Source organism: Streptomyces sp. NPDC056738 (assembly GCF_042790435.1).
Taxonomy (GTDB): domain Bacteria; phylum Actinomycetota; class Actinomycetes; order Streptomycetales; family Streptomycetaceae; genus Streptomyces.
This window is the reverse complement of record NZ_JBHTZF010000012.1, coordinates 149,882-170,282: the sequence shown is the minus strand read 5'-3', so window position 1 is coordinate 170,282 and position 20,401 is coordinate 149,882. Positions and strand designations below refer to the sequence as shown.

General features: G+C 72.8%; 19 protein-coding genes. 6 read left to right on the top strand and 13 right to left on the bottom strand.

All coding sequences use genetic code 11. From position 1 onward, the window contains the following. Window positions 1-88: 88 nt before the first annotated feature. The 6 genes from ACFRIC_RS29220 to rsmI all read right to left on the bottom strand — a co-directional run bounded on the left by ACFRIC_RS29220 (window position 89) and on the right by rsmI (window position 6,810). Window positions 89-991, bottom strand: coding sequence for a 4-(cytidine 5'-diphospho)-2-C-methyl-D-erythritol kinase (locus tag ACFRIC_RS29220; RefSeq protein WP_382791688.1), 903 nt, complete (start codon window positions 989-991; stop codon window positions 89-91). Then, a complete protein-coding gene (gene rsmA / locus ACFRIC_RS29215) occupies window positions 988-1,914 on the bottom strand; it encodes a 16S rRNA (adenine(1518)-N(6)/adenine(1519)-N(6))-dimethyltransferase RsmA (RefSeq protein ID WP_382791685.1) in 927 nt (308 codons plus the stop codon). The genes ACFRIC_RS29220 and rsmA overlap by 4 nt, the downstream gene beginning before the upstream one ends. Before the next feature lie 189 nt (window positions 1,915-2,103). Then, window positions 2,104-4,011 carry a ubiquitin-like domain-containing protein gene (locus ACFRIC_RS29210; protein WP_382791682.1) on the bottom strand — a complete coding sequence of 636 codons (1,908 nt, stop codon included), beginning with the start codon at window positions 4,009-4,011 and terminating at the stop codon, window positions 2,104-2,106. A 147-nt stretch (window positions 4,012-4,158) separates the two neighbouring features. Beyond that, complete coding sequence (locus ACFRIC_RS29205; RefSeq protein ID WP_382791680.1) at window positions 4,159-5,046, bottom strand: TatD family hydrolase; 888 nt, start codon at window positions 5,044-5,046, stop codon at window positions 4,159-4,161. A 199-nt stretch (window positions 5,047-5,245) separates the two neighbouring features. Further along, window positions 5,246-5,722, bottom strand: a complete 477-nt coding sequence (locus ACFRIC_RS29200) for a hypothetical protein (protein ID WP_382791678.1) — start codon at window positions 5,720-5,722, stop codon at window positions 5,246-5,248. Window positions 5,723-5,952: 230 nt separating this feature from the next. Beyond that, window positions 5,953-6,810 carry a 16S rRNA (cytidine(1402)-2'-O)-methyltransferase gene (gene rsmI / locus ACFRIC_RS29195; protein WP_382791675.1) on the bottom strand — a complete coding sequence of 286 codons (858 nt, stop codon included), beginning with the start codon at window positions 6,808-6,810 and terminating at the stop codon, window positions 5,953-5,955. 96 nt (window positions 6,811-6,906) lie between these two features. On the opposite strand from rsmI, the gene ACFRIC_RS29190 reads away from it, so the two are divergent. Together ACFRIC_RS29190 and ACFRIC_RS29185 are read left to right on the top strand one after the other, a co-directional pair. Further along, window positions 6,907-8,652 carry a dolichyl-phosphate-mannose--protein mannosyltransferase gene (locus ACFRIC_RS29190; RefSeq protein WP_382791672.1) on the top strand — a complete coding sequence of 582 codons (1,746 nt, stop codon included), beginning with the start codon at window positions 6,907-6,909 and terminating at the stop codon, window positions 8,650-8,652. Further along, window positions 8,643-9,272 (top strand): hypothetical protein, encoded by a 630-nt coding sequence (locus tag ACFRIC_RS29185; protein WP_382791670.1) that lies wholly within the window; start codon window positions 8,643-8,645, stop codon window positions 9,270-9,272. The genes ACFRIC_RS29190 and ACFRIC_RS29185 overlap by 10 nt, the downstream gene beginning before the upstream one ends. Before the next feature lie 235 nt (window positions 9,273-9,507). Here ACFRIC_RS29185 and ACFRIC_RS29180 read toward each other — a convergent pair whose 3' ends face one another. Further along, window positions 9,508-9,831: a hypothetical protein gene (locus tag ACFRIC_RS29180; RefSeq protein WP_382791668.1), complete on the bottom strand. Its 324-nt coding sequence runs from the start codon at window positions 9,829-9,831 to the stop codon at window positions 9,508-9,510. A gap of 411 nt (window positions 9,832-10,242) precedes the next feature. Here ACFRIC_RS29180 and ACFRIC_RS29175 point away from each other — a divergent pair, with 411 nt between their 5' ends. The 4 genes from ACFRIC_RS29175 to ACFRIC_RS29160 all read left to right on the top strand — a co-directional run bounded on the left by ACFRIC_RS29175 (window position 10,243) and on the right by ACFRIC_RS29160 (window position 15,177). After that, on the top strand, window positions 10,243-11,874 hold the full coding sequence (locus tag ACFRIC_RS29175) for a penicillin-binding transpeptidase domain-containing protein (protein WP_382791666.1): 1,632 nt from the start codon (window positions 10,243-10,245) through the stop codon (window positions 11,872-11,874). A 114-nt stretch (window positions 11,875-11,988) separates the two neighbouring features. Continuing rightward, window positions 11,989-13,665: a penicillin-binding transpeptidase domain-containing protein gene (locus ACFRIC_RS29170; RefSeq protein WP_382791664.1), complete on the top strand. Its 1,677-nt coding sequence runs from the start codon at window positions 11,989-11,991 to the stop codon at window positions 13,663-13,665. Window positions 13,666-13,798: 133 nt separating this feature from the next. Then, window positions 13,799-14,329 (top strand): YbaK/EbsC family protein, encoded by a 531-nt coding sequence (locus ACFRIC_RS29165; RefSeq protein ID WP_382791661.1) that lies wholly within the window; start codon window positions 13,799-13,801, stop codon window positions 14,327-14,329. Further along, a complete protein-coding gene (locus ACFRIC_RS29160; protein ID WP_382791658.1) occupies window positions 14,326-15,177 on the top strand; it encodes an EamA family transporter in 852 nt (283 codons plus the stop codon). The genes ACFRIC_RS29165 and ACFRIC_RS29160 overlap by 4 nt, the downstream gene beginning before the upstream one ends. 217 nt (window positions 15,178-15,394) lie before the next feature. Here ACFRIC_RS29160 and ACFRIC_RS29155 read toward each other — a convergent pair whose 3' ends face one another. The 6 genes from ACFRIC_RS29155 to ACFRIC_RS29130 all read right to left on the bottom strand — a co-directional run bounded on the left by ACFRIC_RS29155 (window position 15,395) and on the right by ACFRIC_RS29130 (window position 20,238). After that, window positions 15,395-16,555 carry a serine hydrolase domain-containing protein gene (locus tag ACFRIC_RS29155; RefSeq protein ID WP_382791655.1) on the bottom strand — a complete coding sequence of 387 codons (1,161 nt, stop codon included), beginning with the start codon at window positions 16,553-16,555 and terminating at the stop codon, window positions 15,395-15,397. A 76-nt stretch (window positions 16,556-16,631) separates the two neighbouring features. Beyond that, the gene (locus tag ACFRIC_RS29150; protein ID WP_382792071.1) at window positions 16,632-17,036 is read right to left on the bottom strand and encodes an organic hydroperoxide resistance protein; all 405 of its coding nucleotides are present in this window, start codon (window positions 17,034-17,036) and stop codon (window positions 16,632-16,634) included. 161 nt (window positions 17,037-17,197) lie between these two features. Beyond that, window positions 17,198-17,671, bottom strand: a complete 474-nt coding sequence (locus tag ACFRIC_RS29145; RefSeq protein ID WP_382791653.1) for a MarR family winged helix-turn-helix transcriptional regulator — start codon at window positions 17,669-17,671, stop codon at window positions 17,198-17,200. Further along, the gene (locus tag ACFRIC_RS29140) at window positions 17,668-18,435 is read right to left on the bottom strand and encodes an energy-coupling factor ABC transporter ATP-binding protein (RefSeq protein ID WP_382791650.1); all 768 of its coding nucleotides are present in this window, start codon (window positions 18,433-18,435) and stop codon (window positions 17,668-17,670) included. Before ACFRIC_RS29140 ends, ACFRIC_RS29145 begins: the two co-directional genes overlap by 4 nt. Continuing rightward, on the bottom strand, window positions 18,423-19,184 hold the full coding sequence (cbiQ, locus tag ACFRIC_RS29135; RefSeq protein ID WP_382791647.1) for a cobalt ECF transporter T component CbiQ: 762 nt from the start codon (window positions 19,182-19,184) through the stop codon (window positions 18,423-18,425). Before cbiQ ends, ACFRIC_RS29140 begins: the two co-directional genes overlap by 13 nt. Before the next feature lies 1 nt (window position 19,185). Next, window positions 19,186-20,238, bottom strand: coding sequence for an energy-coupling factor ABC transporter permease (locus ACFRIC_RS29130; RefSeq protein ID WP_382791645.1), 1,053 nt, complete (start codon window positions 20,236-20,238; stop codon window positions 19,186-19,188). Between the last annotated feature and the right edge of the window lie 163 nt (window positions 20,239-20,401).

Below are 20,401 nucleotides of genomic sequence, written 5' to 3'. Positions count from 1 at the left end.
CCTGAACAACGGGGACGATCGACCGGACGATCGACCCTCAAGGGTAGTCCGCGCGGCGGGTGTCCCCCGCCGCGCGTTCAGCGGCCGCTCAGCCGAGCACGGTCGCCCCGGGCGCCGGGGACTGCGTGACGCGCACCGCGCGGCAGGTGCCCGAGTCCTGGAGCGCCCGGCCGACGGCCCGCGCGGACTCCGCGTCCGGCGCGAGGAACGCCGTCGTCGGGCCCGACCCGGACACGAGCGCGGCGAGCGCGCCGGCCGCGCGGCCCGCCGCGAGGGTGTCGGCGAGGGCCGGGAAGAGGGAGAGCGCCGCGGGCTGGAGGTCGTTGGAGACGGTGCGCGCGAGGGCTCCGGCGTCGCCCTTCGCCAGGGCGTCCAGCAGATCCTGCGAGGCGACCGGCTCCGGGACGCGCACGCCCTCGTTCATCCGGTCGAACTCCCGGAAGACCGCCGGGGTCGACAGTCCGCGCTCGGCCATCGCGAACACCCAGTGGAAGGTCCCGCCGACGTCCAGGAGGCGCAGCTTCTCGCCCCGGCCGGTACCGAGCGCCGCCCCGCCCACCAGGGAGAACGGCACATCGCTGCCCAACTCGGCGCAGATGTCGAGGAGTTCTTCGCGCGAGGCGTTCGTGCCCCACAGGGTGTCGCAGGCGAGCAGCGCGCCCGCCCCGTCCGCGCTGCCTCCGGCCATGCCGCCGGCGACGGGGATGTCCTTGGCGATGTGCAGATGGACGGCGGGGTCGATGCCGTGGCGGCGGGCCAGTTCCAGGGCGGCGCGGGCCGCGAGGTTGGTGCGGTCGAGGGGCACCTGGCCGGCGTCCGGGCCCGCGCAGGTGACGCGCAGCTCGTCCGCGGGGGTGACCGTCACCTCGTCGTGGAGGCCGACCGCGAGAAAGACGTTGGCCAGGTCGTGGAAGCCGTCGGGGCGTGCGCCGCCGACCGCGAGCTGGACGTTGACCTTGGCAGGGACGCGTACCGTCACCGTCTCCGTCACGGCTGGGTCGACTCCTCGTTCTCGGGGGTGTGCCGGGGGGTGCCCGCGTCGTCCCGGTCCGCCGCCGCGCGGTTCTCCGCGATGCGGACGAACTCCTCGACCGTCAGCGACTCCCCGCGGGCCTGCGGCGAGATCCCGGCGGCGACGAGCGCCGCCTCGGCGGCGGGCGCGGAACCGGCCCACCCGGCGAGGGCGGCGCGCAGCGTCTTGCGGCGCTGGGCGAAGGCGGCGTCCACCGCGGCGAACACCTCGCTCTTGGTGGCCGTCGTGCTGATCGGCTCGGTGCGCCGGGTGAGCGCCACGAGACCGCTGTCGACGTTGGGCGCGGGCCAGAAGACGTTGCGCCCGATGGAACCGGCCCGCTTCACGTCGGCGTACCAGTTCGCCTTCACCGACGGCACGCCGTACACCTTCGAGCCGGGCGGCGCGGCGAGCCGGTCGGCGACCTCCGCCTGGACCATCACGAGGGTGCGCTCGATGGTCGGGAAGGTGTCGAGCATGTGCAGCAGGACGGGCACGGCGACGTTGTACGGGAGGTTCGCGACGAGCGCGGTGGGCGGCGGGCCCGGCAGCTCCCGGACCTGCATGGCGTCCGAGTGGACCAGCGCGAAGCGGTCGGCGCGCTGCGGCATGCGGGCCTGGACCGTCGCGGGGAGCGCGCTCGCGAGGACGTCGTCGATCTCGACGGCGACGACCCGGTCCGCCGTCTCCAGCAGGCCGAGCGTCAGGGAGCCGAGGCCGGGGCCCACCTCCACGACCACGTCGTCGGGCCGCACCTCCGCGGTCCGCACGATGCGGCGCACCGTGTTCGCGTCGATGACGAAGTTCTGGCCGCGCTGCTTGGTGGGCCGTACGCCGAGGACGGCCGCGAGTTCGCGGATCTCGGCGGGGCCCAGGAGGGCGTCGGAGGTGGGGCTGGTCACGAGCCAAGGGTACGGGGGGCCGGGCCCGGGCCGTGCAGCCGCGGCCCGGCGGCACGGGTGTCAGCCGTGCCACCGGGGTCCCGCGGTGCCGGGAGTGGGCATCCGGCCGGCCGGCGCCTCGGTACCGGAGTCGGCGTGCGGCCGCATCCGGTGCCTCGGTGCCGGATGCGGCGTGCGGCCGTGTCGGGGTCAGCGGTGCAGGTGCCTGCCGCAGTGCGGCCACGGGGTCGCCCCGCGGCGCATGTACAGCTTCTTGGCCCTGCTGGTCTGTTCCGCGGCCGGCGCGTCCTGGGGGCGCCCGCTGCCGCCGAGGGTGTGCCAGGTGCGGGTGTCGAACTGGTAGAGGCCGCCGTAGGTGCCGGAGGGATCCACGGCGCCGGGCCGGCCGCCGGACTCGCAGGCGGCGAGGCCCGCCCAGTTCAGGTGGTCGGCGCCGCCTCGGGACGGGGGATGCGGCTTCGTGCCGACCCTGACCGTCCGGGGCTGCGGCTGCCGCACCACCTCGGAGGCCTCCAGCCGGGGCCGCTGCTTGACGCCGTTGACCGTGCGCAGGGTGTAGGTGAGACGCCGGGCCCCGTACCTGCCGGGGTCATCGACGACCTCGACGCCCTGGAACAGCGAGTCGTCGTCCGCCCGCCGCACCTCGAACGGGATCCGTTCCTCGCGGACCTCCCTGGCCCCGGTGACCCGCAGGACGGTGACGGTCTGCCCGTCCCGCGGGAAGCTCCCGGCCGGTACGGAGGTCATGTCCTGTCCGTGCAGGGTGATCCCGGCCTCCCGCACGGCCTCCGCGACGCTCGCCGCGTTGGTGCGGATCGTCCGGGCCCGGCCGTCGGCCATGATCGTGACCGCGCGTTCGGTCCGTACGTCGAGCTCCAGCCCCTCGCGCCCGATGCGCCGCGAGCGCGAGGCCGACAGATGGGCGCCCTCGGCGCGCACCCCCAGTTGGCCGAGCGCCCCGTCCACGGTGTGCGCCGTGGTCCACACCCTGCGCCGCTCCCCGTCGATGGTGAGGTGCACCGGGCGCCCGTAGCGCACGGCGACCTCGTCCCCGCTGGCGAGGGCGGTGCCGGGGGCCGGCGCGACCATGTCGTGGGGGCCCACCTTCACGCCCTCGTCGGCGAGCAGTTCCGTCACGTCGTCCGCGAAGGTGTGCAGGGTGCGCGGTCTGCCGTCGACGCTGAGCTCGATCGCCTTGTCGTTGGCGACGAACGCGGAGGTGCCGCCTGCCAGGAAGGCCACGACCAGGGCCTGCGGGATCAGCCGGCGCAGGGCCTGGGCCTCGGGGCGCTCGGAGCCCCGCTTGCGCCGGGCCGCGCGCCGCGCCTCGGCCCGGCCGCCCGTACCGCGCCCGGCCTCCCGCCCGCCGGGAGTGCCGTCCCACGGGGTGCCGCCGACCGGGGTGTCCGGCAGCGGGCGCGGCAGACGGGGCTCGGTCGGCGCGTCGGGCGCGACCCGCACGGTGCGGCCACCCCGGGCGCCGGGCACGCCCTGTACGCCGTACGGCGGGGTTCGGGGCGCCTCCGGCACCGCGGGCCCGACGACGGGCGGCGCGTAGGCGGGGCCCCAGGACTCGGGGGAGACGGCGGCGTACGGCTGCTCGTGGGCCGGGTGCTCCGGATGGCCGGTGTGCTCGCCGTACCCTCCGTACCCGCCGGAGAAGCCTTCGCGGCCGGAGTGACCCTCTTGGCCGGGATACCCCTGGTGGCCGGGGTAGGCCTCCTGCCCGGCGTGCCCGGGATGGACGGGATGGACGGCGCGCGTCTCGTGGTCCGGGTACGCCCGGTGACCGGAGGCCGGCCCCGCCCCGTACCCCCGGTACTCCCCGTGACCGCCGTACCCCTCCTGGGAGACCGCTCCGGCCGGCTCGAATCCGGCGGACGCGTCAGCCCCGTCGAACACTCCCGGCGGTCCGAACACCCCCGGCGGTCCGAACACTCCGGGCGGTCCGAACACTCCGGGCGGTCCGGCCATGCCGAGCGGGGCCGCCACGGTGGGCGCGCCGGCCACGGCGGCGGCGCCGGTGACGAGGGTCGTGGCCTCGGGGCCACCGTTCGGTCCGTACGTCTTGTACGGCTCGTACCGCGAGCTGCTCACGACGACACGCTCCAGGGTCCGGATCGGGCGACCAGAACCTAGCGGAGCGATCGTCACTCTCCCAAGCAACGCGGCTACGCTGTGTCGCGACACTCCCTCACCGAAGACACCTGACCGGCCGTGGAAAACCCTCGGAACCGTTACGGGTCAGTAATCGAACGCGCGCGCGGTGTTGGCGGAGATCGAGGTCGCCAGCGTGTCCTCGTCGATCCCCCGCACCGCGGCCATGGCGCGCACCGTGACCGGAATGAGATACGGAGCGTTGGGCCGTCCGCGGTACGGCGCGGGGGTCAGGAAGGGCGCGTCGGTCTCGACGAGGACGAGTTCGAGCGGGGCCACGGCCAGCGCGTCGCGCAGCGGCTGGGCGTTCTTGAAGGTCATGTTGCCGGCGAAGGACATGAAGTATCCGGCGCGGGCGCAGATCTCGGCCATCTCGGCGTCGCCGGAGTAGCAGTGGAAGACGGTCCGTTCCGGGGCGCCCTCCTCCGCGAGGACGCGCAGGACGTCGGCATGGGCGTCGCGGTCGTGGATGACCAGGGCCTTCCCGTGCCGCTTGGCGATCTCGATGTGGGCGCGGAAGGAGCGCTCCTGCGCCTCCTTGCCCTCGGGCCCGGTGCGGAAGTGGTCGAGGCCCGTCTCGCCGACGCCCTTCACGTGCGGCAGCGCGGCGAGACGGTCGATCTCGGCGAGCGCCTCGTCCAGGGCCCCGTCGCCGCCTGGTACGCGCGCTCCCTGCCGCGACCAGCCGTCGGGGTCGCCGAGCACGATGCGGGGTGCCTCGTTCGGGTGCAGGGCGACGGTGGCGTGGACGGTGTCGTGCGTGGCCGCCGTCTCGGCCGCCCAGCGGGAGCCCTTCACGTCGCAGCCGACCTGGACGACCGTCGTCACGCCGACGGAGGCGGCCTTGGCGAGGGCGTCCTCGACCGTGCCGGACTGCATGTCGAGGTGGGTGTGGGAATCGGCCACGGGCACGCGCAGCGGCTCGGGGAGCGGCGGCGCGGCGTTCTTGTCGGCGGCGGAGGAGGCGGAAGGCATGCCCCGATCCTACGAAGGGGGCATGCCCGGCCTCACCTCGCGGGGAGCGGGCAGGCCGTCCCTGGAGTACCGCCCGGGAGCGGGCGGGCCGTGCCGGTGGTCCCGCCTCCCGGGCCGGTGGTCCCGCCTCCCGGGCCGGTGGTCCCGCCTCCCGGGCCGGTGGTCCCGCCTCCCGGGCCGGTGGTCCCGCCCGGCGGGGTCAGCCCGCCCGGCGGTGCTGGAACGGGTGCAGCAGGTCCGACAGGTGCCAGTGGTGCGGCTCCTTCGGGGTGTCGGCGGAGGACTCGGCCCGGGTCTCCCCCTCCGCGCCGTCCTCGGACCGGCGCGCGGGCACGGGCTTGCGGGTGCCGTGGGTCGCGGAGCGCATCGAGTCGAGGGCGAAGGACACCTGGCCGGCGCGCATGATGCGCACCACGTGGCTGTCGCAGTTCAGGCAGGTGGGCCGGCTGAGCGGAGACGGCACGACCTCGCCGTCCGCCACGTACACGACGTACTCGGAGCCTTCCGTGTCGCGGTGGTGCTCGATCTCGTAGGACTGCTCCCAGCCGTGCCCGCAGCGCATGCAGGCGAACGAATACGATTCGTGGACGACGGCCGTCGCCGTGCCGCGATGCCTGGTCTGTTCGGTGACCTGACCGGCGGCGCCGCCCCCGGTCCGTCCTGTGGTCTCACTCATGCCAGCCGCTCCTCTTGTCCGCTGGACAAGCACCCCCGTCGGCGAATTCCCCCGGAATTCCACCGGTTCGCCGGAGGCGAGGGACGGGTACGTCCCTTCGTCCAGTGGACGCCTCTCCCGGCCCGAACGCATCCGGCCTGCCGAGTGTTGGAGCCGTCTTGGCCTTTCCTTGTCGGAAGGCTCCTGTCACGCGGCCTGATCTTTGCTTTTCACGATAGTCCTTTGCCCTTCTATGGGCCGCTTCGTTCGGCGTTCTTTGCCGCCACGACCGCATCGAAGACGTCCCGCTTGGGAATCCCCGCTTCGGCGGCGACGGCGGCGATGGCCTCCTTGCGCCGCTCCCCCGCCTCCTCGCGCACCCGCACCCTGCGCACCAGCTCACCGGCGTCCAGTTCCTCGGCGCCCTTCTCGGGGGCGCCCTCGACGACGACGGTGATCTCGCCGCGGACCCCCTCGGCGGCCCAGGCGGCCAGCTCGCCCAGCGGGCCGCGCTTGACCTCCTCGTACGTCTTGGTCAGTTCGCGGCAGACGGCGGCGCGCCGCTGGGTGCCGAAGACCTCCGCCATGGCGGCGAGGGTGTCGTCGAGCCGGTGGGGCGCCTCGAAGTAGACGAGCGTGCGGCGCTCCTCGGCGACCTCCCGCAGCCGGGACAGCCGCTCACCGGCCTTCCTGGGCAGGAAGCCCTCGAAGCAGAAGCGGTCCACGGGCAGGCCGGACAGCGCGAGCGCGGTGAGCACGGCGGAGGGGCCGGGGACGGCGGTGACCTTGATGTCCTTCTCGACCGCGGCCGCGACGAGCCGGTAGCCGGGGTCCGACACGGACGGCATCCCGGCGTCGGTCACCAGCAGGACCCGCGCCCCGCCGACGAGCGCCTCGACGAGTTCCGGGGTCCGGGCGGCCTCGTTCCCCTCGAAGTACGACACGATCCGCCCCGTCGGCTGGACGCCGAGGGCCTGGGTGAGCCGGCGCAGCCTGCGGGTGTCCTCGGCGGCGACGACATCGGCCCCGGTCAGTTCGGCGGCGAGCCGTGGCGGCGCGTCCGAGATGTCGCCGATGGGAGTGCCTGCCAACACAAGGATTCCTGTCACGGTCCCATCCTCGCAGGGGTGCGGCCCGACAAGCTCATCCGACCGGAAGGGGGCCATGCACGGGACTCCCACAGACCTGTTCCCTACGATGGCGCGGTGACCAGTACCGCGTCCTCCACGGACACCCGGCAGGGGCAGGGCCAGGCCGCCGACGCTCGGCGGCCGTCGTGGCAGCAGCGGCTGCGCCGATTCGGCTACACGGCGCCGCCCCGAAGTGATGTGCGCGACCGGCTCGTACCGCCGTACGCCCAGCCAGGCCCGGGTATCTGGGCCGCGCTCGGGCTGCGTCAGGGAGTCGCCGACCGTTTCAACCGCTGGTCGGGCTGGGTGGGCCCGCTCCTGGTGACCCTGCTCGCCGGGTTGCTGCGGTTCTGGAACCTGGGCAGCCCCAAGGCGGTGATATTCGACGAGACGTACTACGCGAAGGACGCCTGGGCACTCTTCCACCGCGGCTACGAGGTCAACTGGACGAAGGACGCCAACGACCTGATCCTTCGGAGCAACGGGCATGTGAAGATCCCGACCGACGCCGCGTATGTCGTGCACCCGCCGATCGGGAAGTACGTCATCGGGCTCGGCGAGTGGATGTTCGGCTTCAACCCCTTCGGCTGGCGCTTCATGACGGCGCTGCTCGGCACCCTGTCGGTGCTGCTGCTGTGCCGGATCGGGCGCCGCCTGTTCCGCTCGACGTTCCTCGGCTGCCTCGCGGGGCTGCTGATGGCGGTGGACGGTCTGCACTTCGTGATGAGCCGCACCTCGCTGCTCGACGGTGTGCTGATGTTCTTCGTGCTGGCGGCCTTCGGCTGTCTGGTCGTGGACCGGGACAAGGCGCGGGCGAGACTGGCCGAGGCGCTGCCGGTCGACGAGAACGGTGTCGTCCGCCCCGACGCCCACATCGCGGAGACGACCCGTCTCGGCCTGCGGCCCTGGCGCTGGACGGCGGGCCTCATGCTGGGCCTGGCCATCGGCACCAAGTGGAACGGGCTGTACGTCCTCGCCGCGTTCTGCGTGATGGCGGTCCTGTGGGACGTGGCCTCGCGCCGGGTCGCGGGCGCCCGGCACCCCTACACGGCGGCTCTGCGGCACGACACCGGCATCACCTTCCTGGCGACGGTCCCGGTCGCCCTGGCCGTCTACCTGGTCTCCTGGACCGGCTGGATCCTGTCGCCGGACAACGGCAAGGGCGGCTACTTCCGCAACTGGGCCGTGACGGACGGCAAGGGCGGCAACTGGACCTTCCTGCCGGACTGGCTGCGCAGCCTGTGGCACTACGAGCACGAGGTCTACAAGTTCCACGTCGGCCTGTCGTCGCCGCACACCTACCAGTCCAACCCGTGGAGCTGGATCGTCGCGGGCCGCCCGGTCTCGTACTTCTACGAGTCCCCGCTGCCCGGCAAGGACGGCTGCCCCGCCGACGCCGGCGACAAGTGCGCCCGCGAGGTGCTGGCGCTCGGCACGCCCCTGCTGTGGTGGGCCGCCTGCTTCGCGGTCCTGTACGTGCTGTGGCGCTGGGCCTTCCGCCGCGACTGGCGGGCGGGCGCCATCGCCTGCGGCATCGCGGCCGGCTACCTCCCCTGGTTCCTGTACCAGGAGCGCACGATCTTCTTCTTCTACGCGGTCGTCTTCGTCCCGTTCCTGTGTCTGGCCGTGACGATGATGATCGGCGCGATCCTCGGCCCACCCGGCTCCGGAGAACGCCGCCGAGTGATCGGCGCAGCAGGAGCCGGCGTCCTGGTCCTCCTGATCCTGTGGAACTTCATCTACTTCTGGCCCCTGTACACGGGCACGGCCATCCCGATCGAACAGTGGCGGTCCAGGATGTGGCTGGACACGTGGGTCTAGCCGACCGGGCAGAGCCCGAAGACCGCGAACAGCAGGCGGCGGTCACCCGCCGCCTGCTGTACCACCTGAACGCTCCGATCACCGACCACTGCCACCTGCGCGGCGTCCTGCCCGCACCGGGCGCCGTGCGTGTCGCCGTCCGCGTCGGAGACGACGAGGACAGCCGGGACCTCCTCTACGAGATCCCCGACGACACGGTGACCCCTTACTGGATCCCCGGCCTGCTGCGTACCGTCCTGACTGGACCCCGGACGTACGGCAGCGGTGACGTCGACGAGGTCATGGGGATGACGCTCATCCGCCTGCGCCCGGAGGAGATCACCCCCGACCCGGAGCCGGAACAGGGTCGGGCCCTCACCTTCGTGCACGCCCTGTCCGACCCCGGTGACGTCGAGGACCCCTTTCTGATCGGCTTCCTGATGCACGGCGACGGGCTGTTGCGCCTGTACGTGCAGCGTCCCGATCGGCCCGGCATCGTCGGCGTGGACGTCCGTCCGGCCGGGACCCCGCACACCGCCCTGATCGCCTCCGTGCCCTCCCTCCTCGGGGAGGAGCAGTACCGACGGCCGGCCCCTGACGACCCGCACTGTGACCTCCTGGTCGACCTGACCGGCTGGTAGAACCGTCATGCGGCCCGCCCTACCGATGCCGGGCAAGGAATGCCGCACCTGGCCAAAACCAACCAGCGTCCGGTTCTCACGATCACGGCCCAGGGACGCACGCGGCTTGGGAGACCACAGGCGGAGCCAAAGCGCCCTCCTCGGGGCCCCAAGGACGCTCCCTGGAGCGCGGGTCTGACTGGACGGACACCACGGGAGGCGCGGCCGCGAGCCGCGCCCCCGTGGTCGTCGGTGGCTAGGGCTTGTCCGCTTCCTGCGGATCGGCGATCTCAGGTCGTCGACTCGACCGGATCACCACGGCACCGAGGAACAACGGCCCCGACCCGGTCGCCGGCCCCAACCCCGGGATCGGGTCGGTGAACAGCTCGATGAGGCGCCCGGTCAAGACCATGCTGAGGGCCATCAGCAGCGCTCCCCAACCGTAGAGGCGAGGGCGCTCGACCCTCGGTCGGATCCTGGGGAGCACCCACCCGAAGGTGATCGCCGCGACGCCGAGGGCGACGCCCACCGACGCCATCAGCGCCATGAATGTCGTGAAGCAGATGAAGAGCAGGTGCACGGTTCCCCCCGTCACGCGCCGAATCCCCGACGAAACGTGGCGCGATCATTACAGCCCTTGGCGCCGCGCGTCCACGCCTCGCGCGGGCCGCCGCCGCACCTGACGCTTCACCGTCGGCCGGCCTCGGACGATCAGCACGGCGATCCTCTCGTCGACCCGACCTGCCGGTGAGGCCGCGGCAAGGGGATCACGGATGTGGCTGGATTCGTGGGTTCCGGGTGGGGTGGGTGGCTGGAATGGGTCCGCGGGACACGTCCGTGAACGGTGTTCGTGGATGCGGCCGTTTTCGTGGCTAACGATTCGGCGAAGGTCTGCACCACCAGCCCCTCCCGCGCCTAGAGTGCAGCATGCACCGACTTTTCTGAACGCGTTCAGAAGTTCGGAGAAGGGGTCACGGGGAGGGGTCGCGCGATGCGCAAGGGGGCCAGGGCTGCCGTCATAGGCAGCGTGTTCGCGGTGATGGTGGGCGGCGCCGGGTACGGCGCCTACAACGTGGTGACGGCGGTCAGCGGGGACGGCGGCACGGGAGCCGGCGGGCCCGCGGCGGTGAAGACCGGGCCGCCGAGCGGCGCCGAGGTCAAGGAGACCAGCCGCGCCTTCTTCGCTGCCTGGGAGAAGGGCGAAGCGGCCAAGGCGGCCGCGCTGACGAACTACGCGACGAACGCCGAGGGCCTGCTCGCCGGCTACCGCGACGACGCGCATCTGACCGACGTGAAGATCACCCCGGGTGCCGCCTCCGGGGCCCGGGTGCCGTTCTCCGTCAAGGCCACGGTGTCCTACGACGGGAAGAGCGAGCCGTTCGCGTACGACTCCGAACTGACCGTCGTGCGCGGCGAGACCACCGGCAAGGCCCTGGTCGACTGGAAGCCCTCCGTCGTCCACCCGGAGCTGAAGGACGGCGACACGCTGGTCACGGGCGAGTCGGCGAGCCCGGCGATCGAGGCCGTGGACCGGAACAACGTTGTCCTGACGAAGGAGAAGTACCCCTCCCTGGGGCCGATCCTGGACGCGCTCCGGGCGAAGTACGGCGACAAGGCGGGCGGCACACCCGGCATCGAGCTGTCGATCCGGCACGGCGCCGAGGGCACCGGCGGCGACACGACCCTGGTCACCCTCGCCAAGGGACGGCCGGGCAGGGTCCGTACGACACTCAGCGCGAACGCGCAGGCCGCGGCCGAGAAGGCCGTCACCCGGTACGCCGAGTCCTCCGTCGTGGCGGTCAAGCCCAGCACCGGAGAGGTGCTCGCCGTCGCCAACCACCGCTCGGACGGCTTCAACGCGGCCTTCCTCGGCAAACTCGCGCCCGGCTCCACGATGAAGATCATCAGCGCGGCGACCCTCATCGACAACGGCATCACGACGGCGAACGGGCCCGCGACCTGCCCCGACACCGCGGTCTGGCAGAGCCAGACCTTCCACAACCTCACCGGCATGAAGCCGCAGGAGAACGCCACGCTCTCCGACAGCTTCTCGCGCTCCTGCAACACCGCCTTCGTGAAGTACGCGGACGACGTGAAGGTCGACTCCCTCACCAACGAGGCCCAGCAGCGCTTCGGACTGGGCCAGAACAACTGGAAGACCGGCATCGAGTCCTTCGACGGCTCGGTGCCCGCCTCCGGCGGCCCGGACACGGCGGCCAACATGATCGGCCAGGGCCAGGTCCAGATGAGCCCGCTGAACATGGCGTCGGTCACCGCCACCGCGATGACGGGCGCGTTCCGGCAGCCGGTCATCGTGCCGCGCTCCCTGGACGGCCGTGAACTGGCCACCGCGAAGGGCCTGTCCTCCGGTACGGTCGCCCAGCTCCGCGCGATGATGAACCGCACGGCCGTCAGTGGCACCGCGGCCCAGGTGATGGCGGGACTCGGCGGCAGCATCGGGGCCAAGACCGGTTCCGCCGAGGTCGACGGCCAGGCCAGGTCCAACAGCTGGTTCACCGGGTACCGCAACGACATCGCGGCCGCCGCCATGACGCAGGAGGGCGGCCACGGCGGGCAGGCGGCCGGCCCGATCGTCGCAGCTGTGCTACGAACGGGCGGCTGAAGTCGCTCCGCACAGGACGGGACCCTAGGGTGGTGCCTCTCGTTGAGGAGCGAGAGGCACGGGGGCACCAGAGGGCACCACGGGGCACCAGGGGACGGCGGAGGACACAGGGCAGTGGGCAAGAGAAGGCGCGTCGCCGAGAGACCGAAGACGAAGCAGCCCGCCGTGCTCGGCGGGGTGATCGCCGTCGCCGTCGTCGGCGTGGCCCTGGGTGCCTACAGCCTCTACGGCAGCGGGGCGTCGGCCGACGAGGGGACCACGGCCACCACCCGCAAGGCCGTCAAGACGGGCCCGCTGTCGGCCGCCGAGGTCACCATGGCGTCCACCACCTTCCTGAAGGCCTGGCAGAGCGGCGACGTCACCCGGGCGGCCGCGGCGACCGACGACTCGGCCGCCGCCGCCACCACGCTGACCGGCTTCGGCAAGGACGCCCGCATCAGCGGAGTGACCCTGACCGCCGGCAAGCGCTCGGGCGCCGACATCCCCTTCACCGTCAAGGGCACCGTCACCTACAAGGGCATGACCAAGCCCCTGTCGTACTCCACGAAGCTGACGGTGGTGCGGCGGGCGAAGGACGGCGTGGCCCTGGTGGGCTGGAAGCCGTCCGTGGTCCACCCCGACCTCCAGGACGGCGACCGGCTGGTGACCGGCGAGGCCGGGACGCCGCCGGTCACCGCCATCGACCGGCACGGCGGTGAGCTGACCGCCGCCAAGTACCCCTCCCTGGGCACGGTCCTCGACGGGCTGCGCGAGAAGTACGGCAAGACGGCCGGCGGCAAGGCCGGCATCGAGCTGCGCGTGGTCCGCAAGGCAGCGGCCAAGGGCGCCCAGAAGACCCCCGACAAGACCCTGCTGACGCTCAGCGCGGGCACGCCGGGCAAGGTCCAGACGACACTGAGCCCGACCCTCCAGGCGGAGGCCGAACGTCTGGTGGCCGCCAAGCCGAAGGCGTCGGTGGTCCTGATGCGCCCCTCGACGGGCGAGATCCTCGCCGTCGCGAACAGCGGCCACGGCTTCAACACCGCGTTCCAGGGCTCCCTCGCGCCCGGCTCCACGATGAAGGTCATCACGGCGTCGATGCTCTTCGAGAAGGGCCTCGCCTCGCCCGACAAGCCGCACCCGTGCCCCAAGACGGCGACGTACGGCGGCTGGAAGTTCCACAACGACGACGACTTCGAGATCAAGAACGGCACGTTCAAGGCGAGCTTCGCGCGCTCCTGCAACACGGCCTTCATCACCCAGGCCGAGAAGCTGAAGGACGACGACCTGACCAAGCAGGCCCAGCAGGTCTTCGGCCTGGGCCTGAACAACTGGGCCATCGGCGTGCCCTCGGCGGACGGCTCGGTGCCGGTGCAGAGCGCCGCGCAGATGGCCGCCGAGCTGATGGGCCAGGGCGGGGTCCGCATGAACCCGCTGAACATGGCGTCGGTCGCCTCCACCGTCCAGTCCGGCACCTTCCACCAGCCCTACCTGGTCGCCCCGTCGGTCGACCACCGCACCCTGGCCAAGGCGTCCCGCACGATGTCCGCGACCACGCTCGCCCAGCTCCGCGAGGTCATGCAGTACACGGCCGCCGCGGGCACCGCCGCCGAGGCCATGGCCGGACTCGGCCCCGACTACGGCGCCAAGACCGGCTCCGCCGAGGTCGACAACCAGAAGCAGCCCAACGGCTGGTTCACCGCGTGGAAGGGCGATCTGGCGGGAGCCGGCGTCGTCCAGCAGGGCGGCCACGGCGGCAGCACGGCGGGCCCGATCGTGGCGGCCCTCCTGAAGGCAGGCAACGGCGGCTGACACCCGCCCGCGGAACGCGGCGTCCCTCGTCGGCGCTCCGTTGTGGAGGTTCTGGTGGGACTGAGGCGGGAGTCCGGGCGGACGCTCGGGGCCCGGTCGCATGGGGTGTACACCGACCGCTAGCGTGCCGTGCATGAACGTCACCGATGAGAACGCCGGCGAGGGTCCCTCCTCCGTCGCGAGCGACACCGACCCCCGTTTCGCCGAGGCGCTGCGGGAGCTGGGCCTCGGCGAGGTGATCGGGCGGGTCCGGCGCTTCCCGGACACGGCCCGCACCACCGCCGAGGCAGCCGCGGCGATCGGCTGCGAGCCGAGCCAGATCTGCAAGTCGCTGTTCTTCGCGGCGGACGGGGCCCCGGTCCTGGTGCTGCTGGACGGCTCGGCGCACGTCGGCATGGAGCTCGTACGACGGGAGCTGGGCGCCGCGAAGCTCACCCGGGCCGGTGGCCGGCTCGTACGGGAGTCGACCGGATACGGGCCCGGTGCCGTCCCGCCCTTCGGGCACCTCACGGACATCCGTGTCCTGGTGGACCGTTCGGTGCTCGGTCACGACACGGTGTGGACCTCGGCGGGCACCCCGTTCAGCGTCTTCCCGATGGACCCCGAGAGTCTGATCGCGCACGCGGGCGCCACGGTGGTGGATGTGCGCGAGCCGATCGCGTGACGCCGCTCGTCGCCGCGGCCGTCCTGCTGGCCGCGGTCACGCACGCGGGCTGGAACGCGCTCGCGCACCGCATCGAGGACAAGCTCGTCGGCTTCACGCTGATCGCGGGCGGCGGGGTGCTGCTCGGCCTGGCCATGGCGCCGTTCGTCGCGCTCCCCTCGTCCGGGGCCTGGCCGTACCTGCTCGTCTCGGCCGCCATCCACGTCGCGTACATGATGCTGCTGATGCGCTCCTTCCGGCTCGGCGACTTCGGGCTGGCGTATCCGATCGCGCGCGGCTCCGCTCCGCTCGTCGTCACGGTGCTGGCGGCCCTGTTCGCGCACGAGGTGCCCGACCGCTGGGCGGCCTCGGGCGTCGCGCTGTCCTGCGCGGGCCTGACGGGGGTGGCGCTGTGGGGGCTGCGCGGCCGGCGCCCCGACTGGGCCGCGATCGGCGCCGCGCTCGCGACGGGCGTGGCGATCGCCGCGTACACGGTCGTCGACGGCCTGGGCGTGCGCGCCTCCGGGACCTCCCTCGGCTACATCGCCTGGCTGATGACCGCGCAGGGCGTGGCCGTCCCGGCGTACGCGCTGTACCGCTGGCGCGGCGGGACGCTCGCACGTCTACGGCCGCACGCCGCCGTGGGCCTCCTCGGCGCCGCGCTCTCGGTCGCGGCCTACGGCCTGGTGCTGTGGGCCCAGACCCGCGCCGCGCTGGCACCGGTCGCGGCGCTGCGGGAGTCCTCGATCATCGTCGGGGCGGCCATCGGAGCGGTCTTCTTCAAGGAGCGGTTCGGCGCGCCCCGGATCGCGGCGGCGGGACTCCTGGTCGTGGGGATAGGGCTGATGCTGCACGCGGGGGCCGGGTAGACGGTCGCGTGCGGGCCGTTGTCAGTGGGTCCCCGTAGTGTGCGAAGCCGAGGCCGGACGGAGCTGCCCCCGCGCGGGGCCCGCGGCACAGGGGGGTGGGTAAAGGGGTAGCGCCCCGGAAGCCGTCCCGGGCGTGAATCGAGGCAAGCCGCACCCCACCCCCCTCCTCCGGCCGCTGATCCGGCCGGGGCGTGACCGGCCGGCGGCCACACGGCGACTACGCCGTGACGACCGTGCGCAGCGCCCGTATCAGGGCCTGGGCCCGCGGGTCCGCCGTCACGCTCTTGCGGAAGCCGTTGGTGACGTAGCCGAAGGCGATGCCGGACTCGGGGTCGGCGAAGCCGAGGGCGCCGCCTCGGCCGGGGTGGCCGAAGGAGCCCGGGGAGAGCAGCGGCGACGCCCCGCCGTGGAGCATGTAGCCGAGGCCGAAGCGGGTGTTGACGACGAGGACACGGTCGGGTCCCGCGGACTGCTCCGAGCGCGCGGCCGCCAGCGTCTCCGGTGTGAACAGCCGGACGCCGTCCACCTCTCCGATCAGGGCGGCGTAGAAGCGGGCGAGGCCGTCGGCGGTGGCGATGCCGTTCGAGGCGGGCAGGACGGCGGCGCGGTAGGCGGGGTCGTTCTCGTCGGGCATCGGGGTGATGGCCGCGAAGGCGCGGCGGGTGAGGCTGCCGGGGTCGGCGTAGGCGTCGGAGACCGCGCGCTTGGGGCGGGTCTTGAGGCCGCCCGGCGTGGCCGGTGCCTCGGTCTGCGCGACCCGGCCCACCCGGCCGGCCACCGATTCGGGAAGCCCGACCCACAGGTCGAGGCCCAGGGGGCCGGCCAGCTCGTCCGCGATCCACCGGCCGATCGTGCGCCCGGTGACACGCCGGACCAGCTCGCCGGTCAGCCAGCCGTACGTCTGCGCGTGGTACCCGTGCTCGGCCCCGGGCTCCCAGGCGGGCGTCTGGGCGGCCACCGCCGCGGCCGTCAGGTCGGGGTCGGCGGCCTCGGCGGGGGTGAGCGGGCGGTCGACGGCGGGGACGCCGGCCCGGTGCGCGAGCAGATGCCGTACGCGCGTGTGCTCCTTGCCGTGGGCCTTGTACTCGGGCCAGTAGGCGCCGACCGGGGCGTCCGGGTCGAGCTGTCCCCGCTGGGCGAGCAGCAGGAGTACGGCGGCGGCGACGCCCTTGGTCGCGGAGCGCACGATCTGCGCGGTGTCCTGTTCCCAGGGCTCGGTGCCGTCGACGTCACGGGTGCCGCCCCACAGGTCGACGACCTTGTGCCCGTCGCGGTACACGGTGACGGCGGCGCCCCGGTCCCCCAGCGTCGCGAAGTTGGCCGCGAACGCCTCCCTGACCGGTTCGAAGCCCTCCGCCACCGTGCCGTTCACATCCACGCCCGCGCTCCCTGTCGCCTCACACTGCCGATGGTGAGTCCAACACGCGTCCGCGGCCTTCGATTCCTAGGGAGGGCTAGCCCAGCAGGATCGTGACCTCGATGTTGCCGCGGGTGGCGTTCGAGTAGGGGCAGACCTCATGCGCCGCGTCCACGAGCTTCGCCGCCACGTCCTCGTCGACGACGGGGAGCGAGACGCTCAGGGCGACCGCCAGTCCGTAGCCGCGCTGCTTGTTGGGGCCGATCCCGACCTTCGCCGCGACGGTGGACCCGGAGAGGTCGAGGCCGGCGCGGCGGCCGACCATGACCAGGGCGTTGTGGAAGCAGGCGCTGAATCCGGCGGCGAAGAGCTGCTCGGGGTTCGTGCCGTTGCCGTCGCCGCCCAGGGCCGGCGGCATCGCGACCTTCAGTTCGAGCTGCCCGTCCTGGCTGGTCACGAAGCCGCTGCGGCCGCCGTGCGCGGTGGCCTCGGCGACATACATGATCTTCGTCGGACGGGTGTCGACTACGGCGCCGTCGATCACGGCAGGACCTCCCCCGGAGCGGGCAACAGAAGCGCACACAGGCGCATCGCGCACAAATGTATCGTGCACAAGGTACCGGCCGGTATGCGCTCCGGGAAGCCTCGGGTGGCGACGAACGTTCAGCGCCCGCGTGCCGCCGCGCCCTCCGCCCGTTCGGCCAGCCGCCGCAGCTCCTCGCGCAGCCGCGCCACGTCGTCCTCGCTCAGGCCGGTCGCCGTCAGCAGCGCCTGCGGTACGTCCTCCGCGCGCTCCCTGAGCAGTTCGCCGCGCCCGGTGAGGGCGACCCGCACCGAGCGCTCGTCGTGCGCCGAACGCTCACGGCGTACGAACCCCGCCGACTCCAGCCGCTTGAGCAGCGGCGACATCGTGCCGTAGTCGAGGTGCAGGGCGGCGCCCAGTTCCTTGACCGTGGTCTCGCCGCGCTCCCACAGGACCAGCAGCACGAGGTACTGCGGGTAGGTGAGGCCGAGCTCGTCCAGCAGCGGGCGGTAGGCCGCGGTCACGGCCCGCTGGGCGGCGTACAGCGCGAAGCACAACTGGTCGTCGAGCAGCAGCGACCCGGCCGGCGGCCCGACGTCCTCTTGTTTCGTCACGCCCCCATTGTCACGGAGCGCGGGTCGAACCCGAAGGGAAGCTCCAGACGATGGGTGCGCATGAGCTCGTCGTCGGAGAGCACCTCACCGGTCGTGCCGTCGGCGACGATCACGCCGTCGCTGAGGACGAGGGAGCGGGGGCACAGTTCGAGGGCGTACGGCAGGTCGTGCGTGACCATGAGCACCGTGACGTCCAACGAGCGCAGGATGTCCGCGAGTTCACGCCGGGAGGCGGGGTCGAGGTTGGAGGAGGGCTCGTCGAGGACGAGGATCTCCGGCTCCATCGCCAGCACCGTCGCGACGGCGACCCGGCGCCGCTGCCCGAAGGACAGGTGGTGCGGCGGGCGGTCGGCGAAGGCCTCCATGCCGACGCGCTCCAGCGCGGTGCGGACGCGTTCCTCCAGTTCCGCGCCCTTCATGCCCGCGGCGGCCGGCCCGAAGGCGACGTCCTCGCGCACGGTCGGCATGAAGAGCTGGTCGTCCGGGTCCTGGAAGACGATGCCGACCCTGCGCCGGATCTCCGCCATGTTCCGCTTGCCGACGGGGAGTCCGGCGACCGTCACCGTGCCGGCGCCGCCGGTCAGGATGCCGTTGAGGTGCAGGACGAGGGTGGTCTTCCCGGCGCCGTTCGGGCCGAGCAGGGCGACGCGCTCGCCGCGCCCGATCCGGAAGTCCACGCCGAACAGGGCCTGGTGCCCGTCCGGGTAGGCGAACGCGAGGCCGGAGACCTCCAGAGAAGTTGCGGCAGGCGTCACAGGATCCATCCCAACAGGCATACGACGAGGGCGGCGAACGGAAGGGCGAGGGCGTACGACCACTGTGCCCGGGACGCGGTCACCTCGTCGATGACGGGCATGGAACCGGCGTATCCCCGGCTCACCATGGCCAGGTGCACGCGTTCCCCGCGTTCGTAGGAACGGATGAACAGCGCGCCCGCCGATTTGGCGAGCACCCCCCAGTGCCGCACCCCGCTGGCCTCGAAGCCGCGCGACTCCCGGGCGATCCGCATCCGCCGCATCTCGTCGGTGATGACGTCGCCGTAGCGGATCATGAAGGAGGCGATCTGCACGAGCAGCGGCGGGAGCTTCAGCCGCTGGAGGCCGAGGAGCAGTTCGCGCAGTCCGGTCGTGGAGGCCAGCAGGACGGAGGCGGCGACGCCGAGGGTGCCCTTGGCGAGGACGTTCCAGGCGCCCCACAGGCCGTTGACGCTCAGGGACAGGCCCAGCACGTCCACCCGGTCGCCCTCCGCCACGAACGGCATGAGCACCGCGAACGCGACGAACGGGATCTCGATCAGCAGCCGGCGCAGCAGGACCCCCGCCGGTACGCGGGCCTGGTGCGCGACCACCGCCAGCAGCGCGGCGTACAGCGCGAACGCCCACATCGCCTCGCGCGGGGTGGAGACGACCACGACCACGAAGGCGAGGGTGGCGGCGAGCTTGGTGTGCGGCGGCAGGGCGTGCACGGGCGAGTGCCCGTGCACGTACAGCTTGTGGGCGTGTCCCGCTCCCACGTCAGACGGTTCCCGCCACGGAGGTGGGCGTGGAGTCGGCCGTACGGCGCCTGCGGACCGCCCAGAAGACACCGGTGCCCGCGACGACCGTGACACCGACGCCGATCACCCCGGCGAGACCGCCGGAGAGGCGGGCGTCGGAGATGTCCTTGACGCCGTAGCCGGCGAGCGGCGAGCCCTCGGAGGCGTGCGCCTTCGTCCTGGTGTCGATGCCCTTGTCCTTGGCGACCTTCTCCAGGCCGTCGGGGCTCGCGGAGGCGTAGAAGCTGACGAACCCGGCGAGGACGAGGGAGGTGACCAGGCCGGTGATCCACACCTTCCGGTGCGAGGAGCGGGCCGCGACCGGGGCGGGGGCGGCCGCGGGCGTGTCGACGAGCTCCCCGTTCACCCGCAGCTTGAGGCGCTGCTGGAGGCCGCGGGCGCCGTACACGAGGTCGGGCCGCACCGCGATGACGGCGCCGACGGTGAGCGCCGTGATCACGGCTTCGCCGATGCCGATGAGGACGTGGACGCCGACCATGGCCGTGGCGACCTTGGAGAGCGCGACGTCGGTGGTGCCGCCGATCGCGTAGATGAGGGTGAAGGCGACGGCGGCGGCCGGGACGGAGAGCAGCGCGGCGACGAAGGACGCGACGGTGACCGAGCGCCGCGTGCGGGGCAGCACCTTCACCAGGCCGCGGAAGACGGCGTACGCGACGACCGTGGTGACGATCGCCATGTCGGTGATGTTCACGCCGAGCGCGGTGAGCCCGCCGTCGGCGAAGAGGATGCCCTGCATGAGCAGGACGACGGAGACGCACAGGACGCCCGTGAAGGGGCCGACGAGGATCGCGGCCAGGGCGCCGCCGAGCAGATGTCCGCTGGTCCCGGCGGCGACCGGGAAGTTCAGCATCTGCACGGCGAAGATGAAGGCGGCGACGAGGCCCGCGAGCGGCGCGGTCCGTTCGTCGAGTTCGCGGCGGGCACCTCGCAGGCTCACGGCGACGGCGCCTGCGGCGACCACACCCGTGACCGCGGAGACCGGGGCATTGATGAATCCGTCAGGTACATGCACCGTCCGATGATAGTGCCTTGTTGCGAACGACTTGCAAGAGCCAGGAAGTGCGAACAGCTTGCGACACGCAGGCGTACGGAAGCGGTTCACGGCTGGTGGCCGGGTGTACGGGCGCGGTTCACCGGCTCCGGCGCCTCGGCCCTTCGGGGCGAATGTGGTCCGC

Bases quoted from the DNA above. Each gene is read 5' to 3' on its own strand.
- ACFRIC_RS29205 (WP_382791680.1), bottom strand. From the start codon at position 5,046: ATGCCTTCCGCCTCCTCCGCCGCCGACAAGAACGCCGCGCCGCCGCTC.
- ACFRIC_RS29200 (WP_382791678.1), bottom strand. From the start codon at position 5,722: ATGAGTGAGACCACAGGACGGACCGGGGGCGGCGCCGCCGGTCAGGTC.
- ACFRIC_RS29175 (WP_382791666.1), top strand. From the start codon at position 10,243: ATGCGCAAGGGGGCCAGGGCTGCCGTCATAGGCAGCGTGTTCGCGGTG.
- ACFRIC_RS29165 (WP_382791661.1), top strand. From the start codon at position 13,799: ATGAACGTCACCGATGAGAACGCCGGCGAGGGTCCCTCCTCCGTCGCG.
- ACFRIC_RS29150 (WP_382792071.1), bottom strand. From the start codon at position 17,036: ATGTATGTCGCCGAGGCCACCGCGCACGGCGGCCGCAGCGGCTTCGTG.
- ACFRIC_RS29140 (WP_382791650.1), bottom strand. From the start codon at position 18,435: ATGGATCCTGTGACGCCTGCCGCAACTTCTCTGGAGGTCTCCGGCCTC.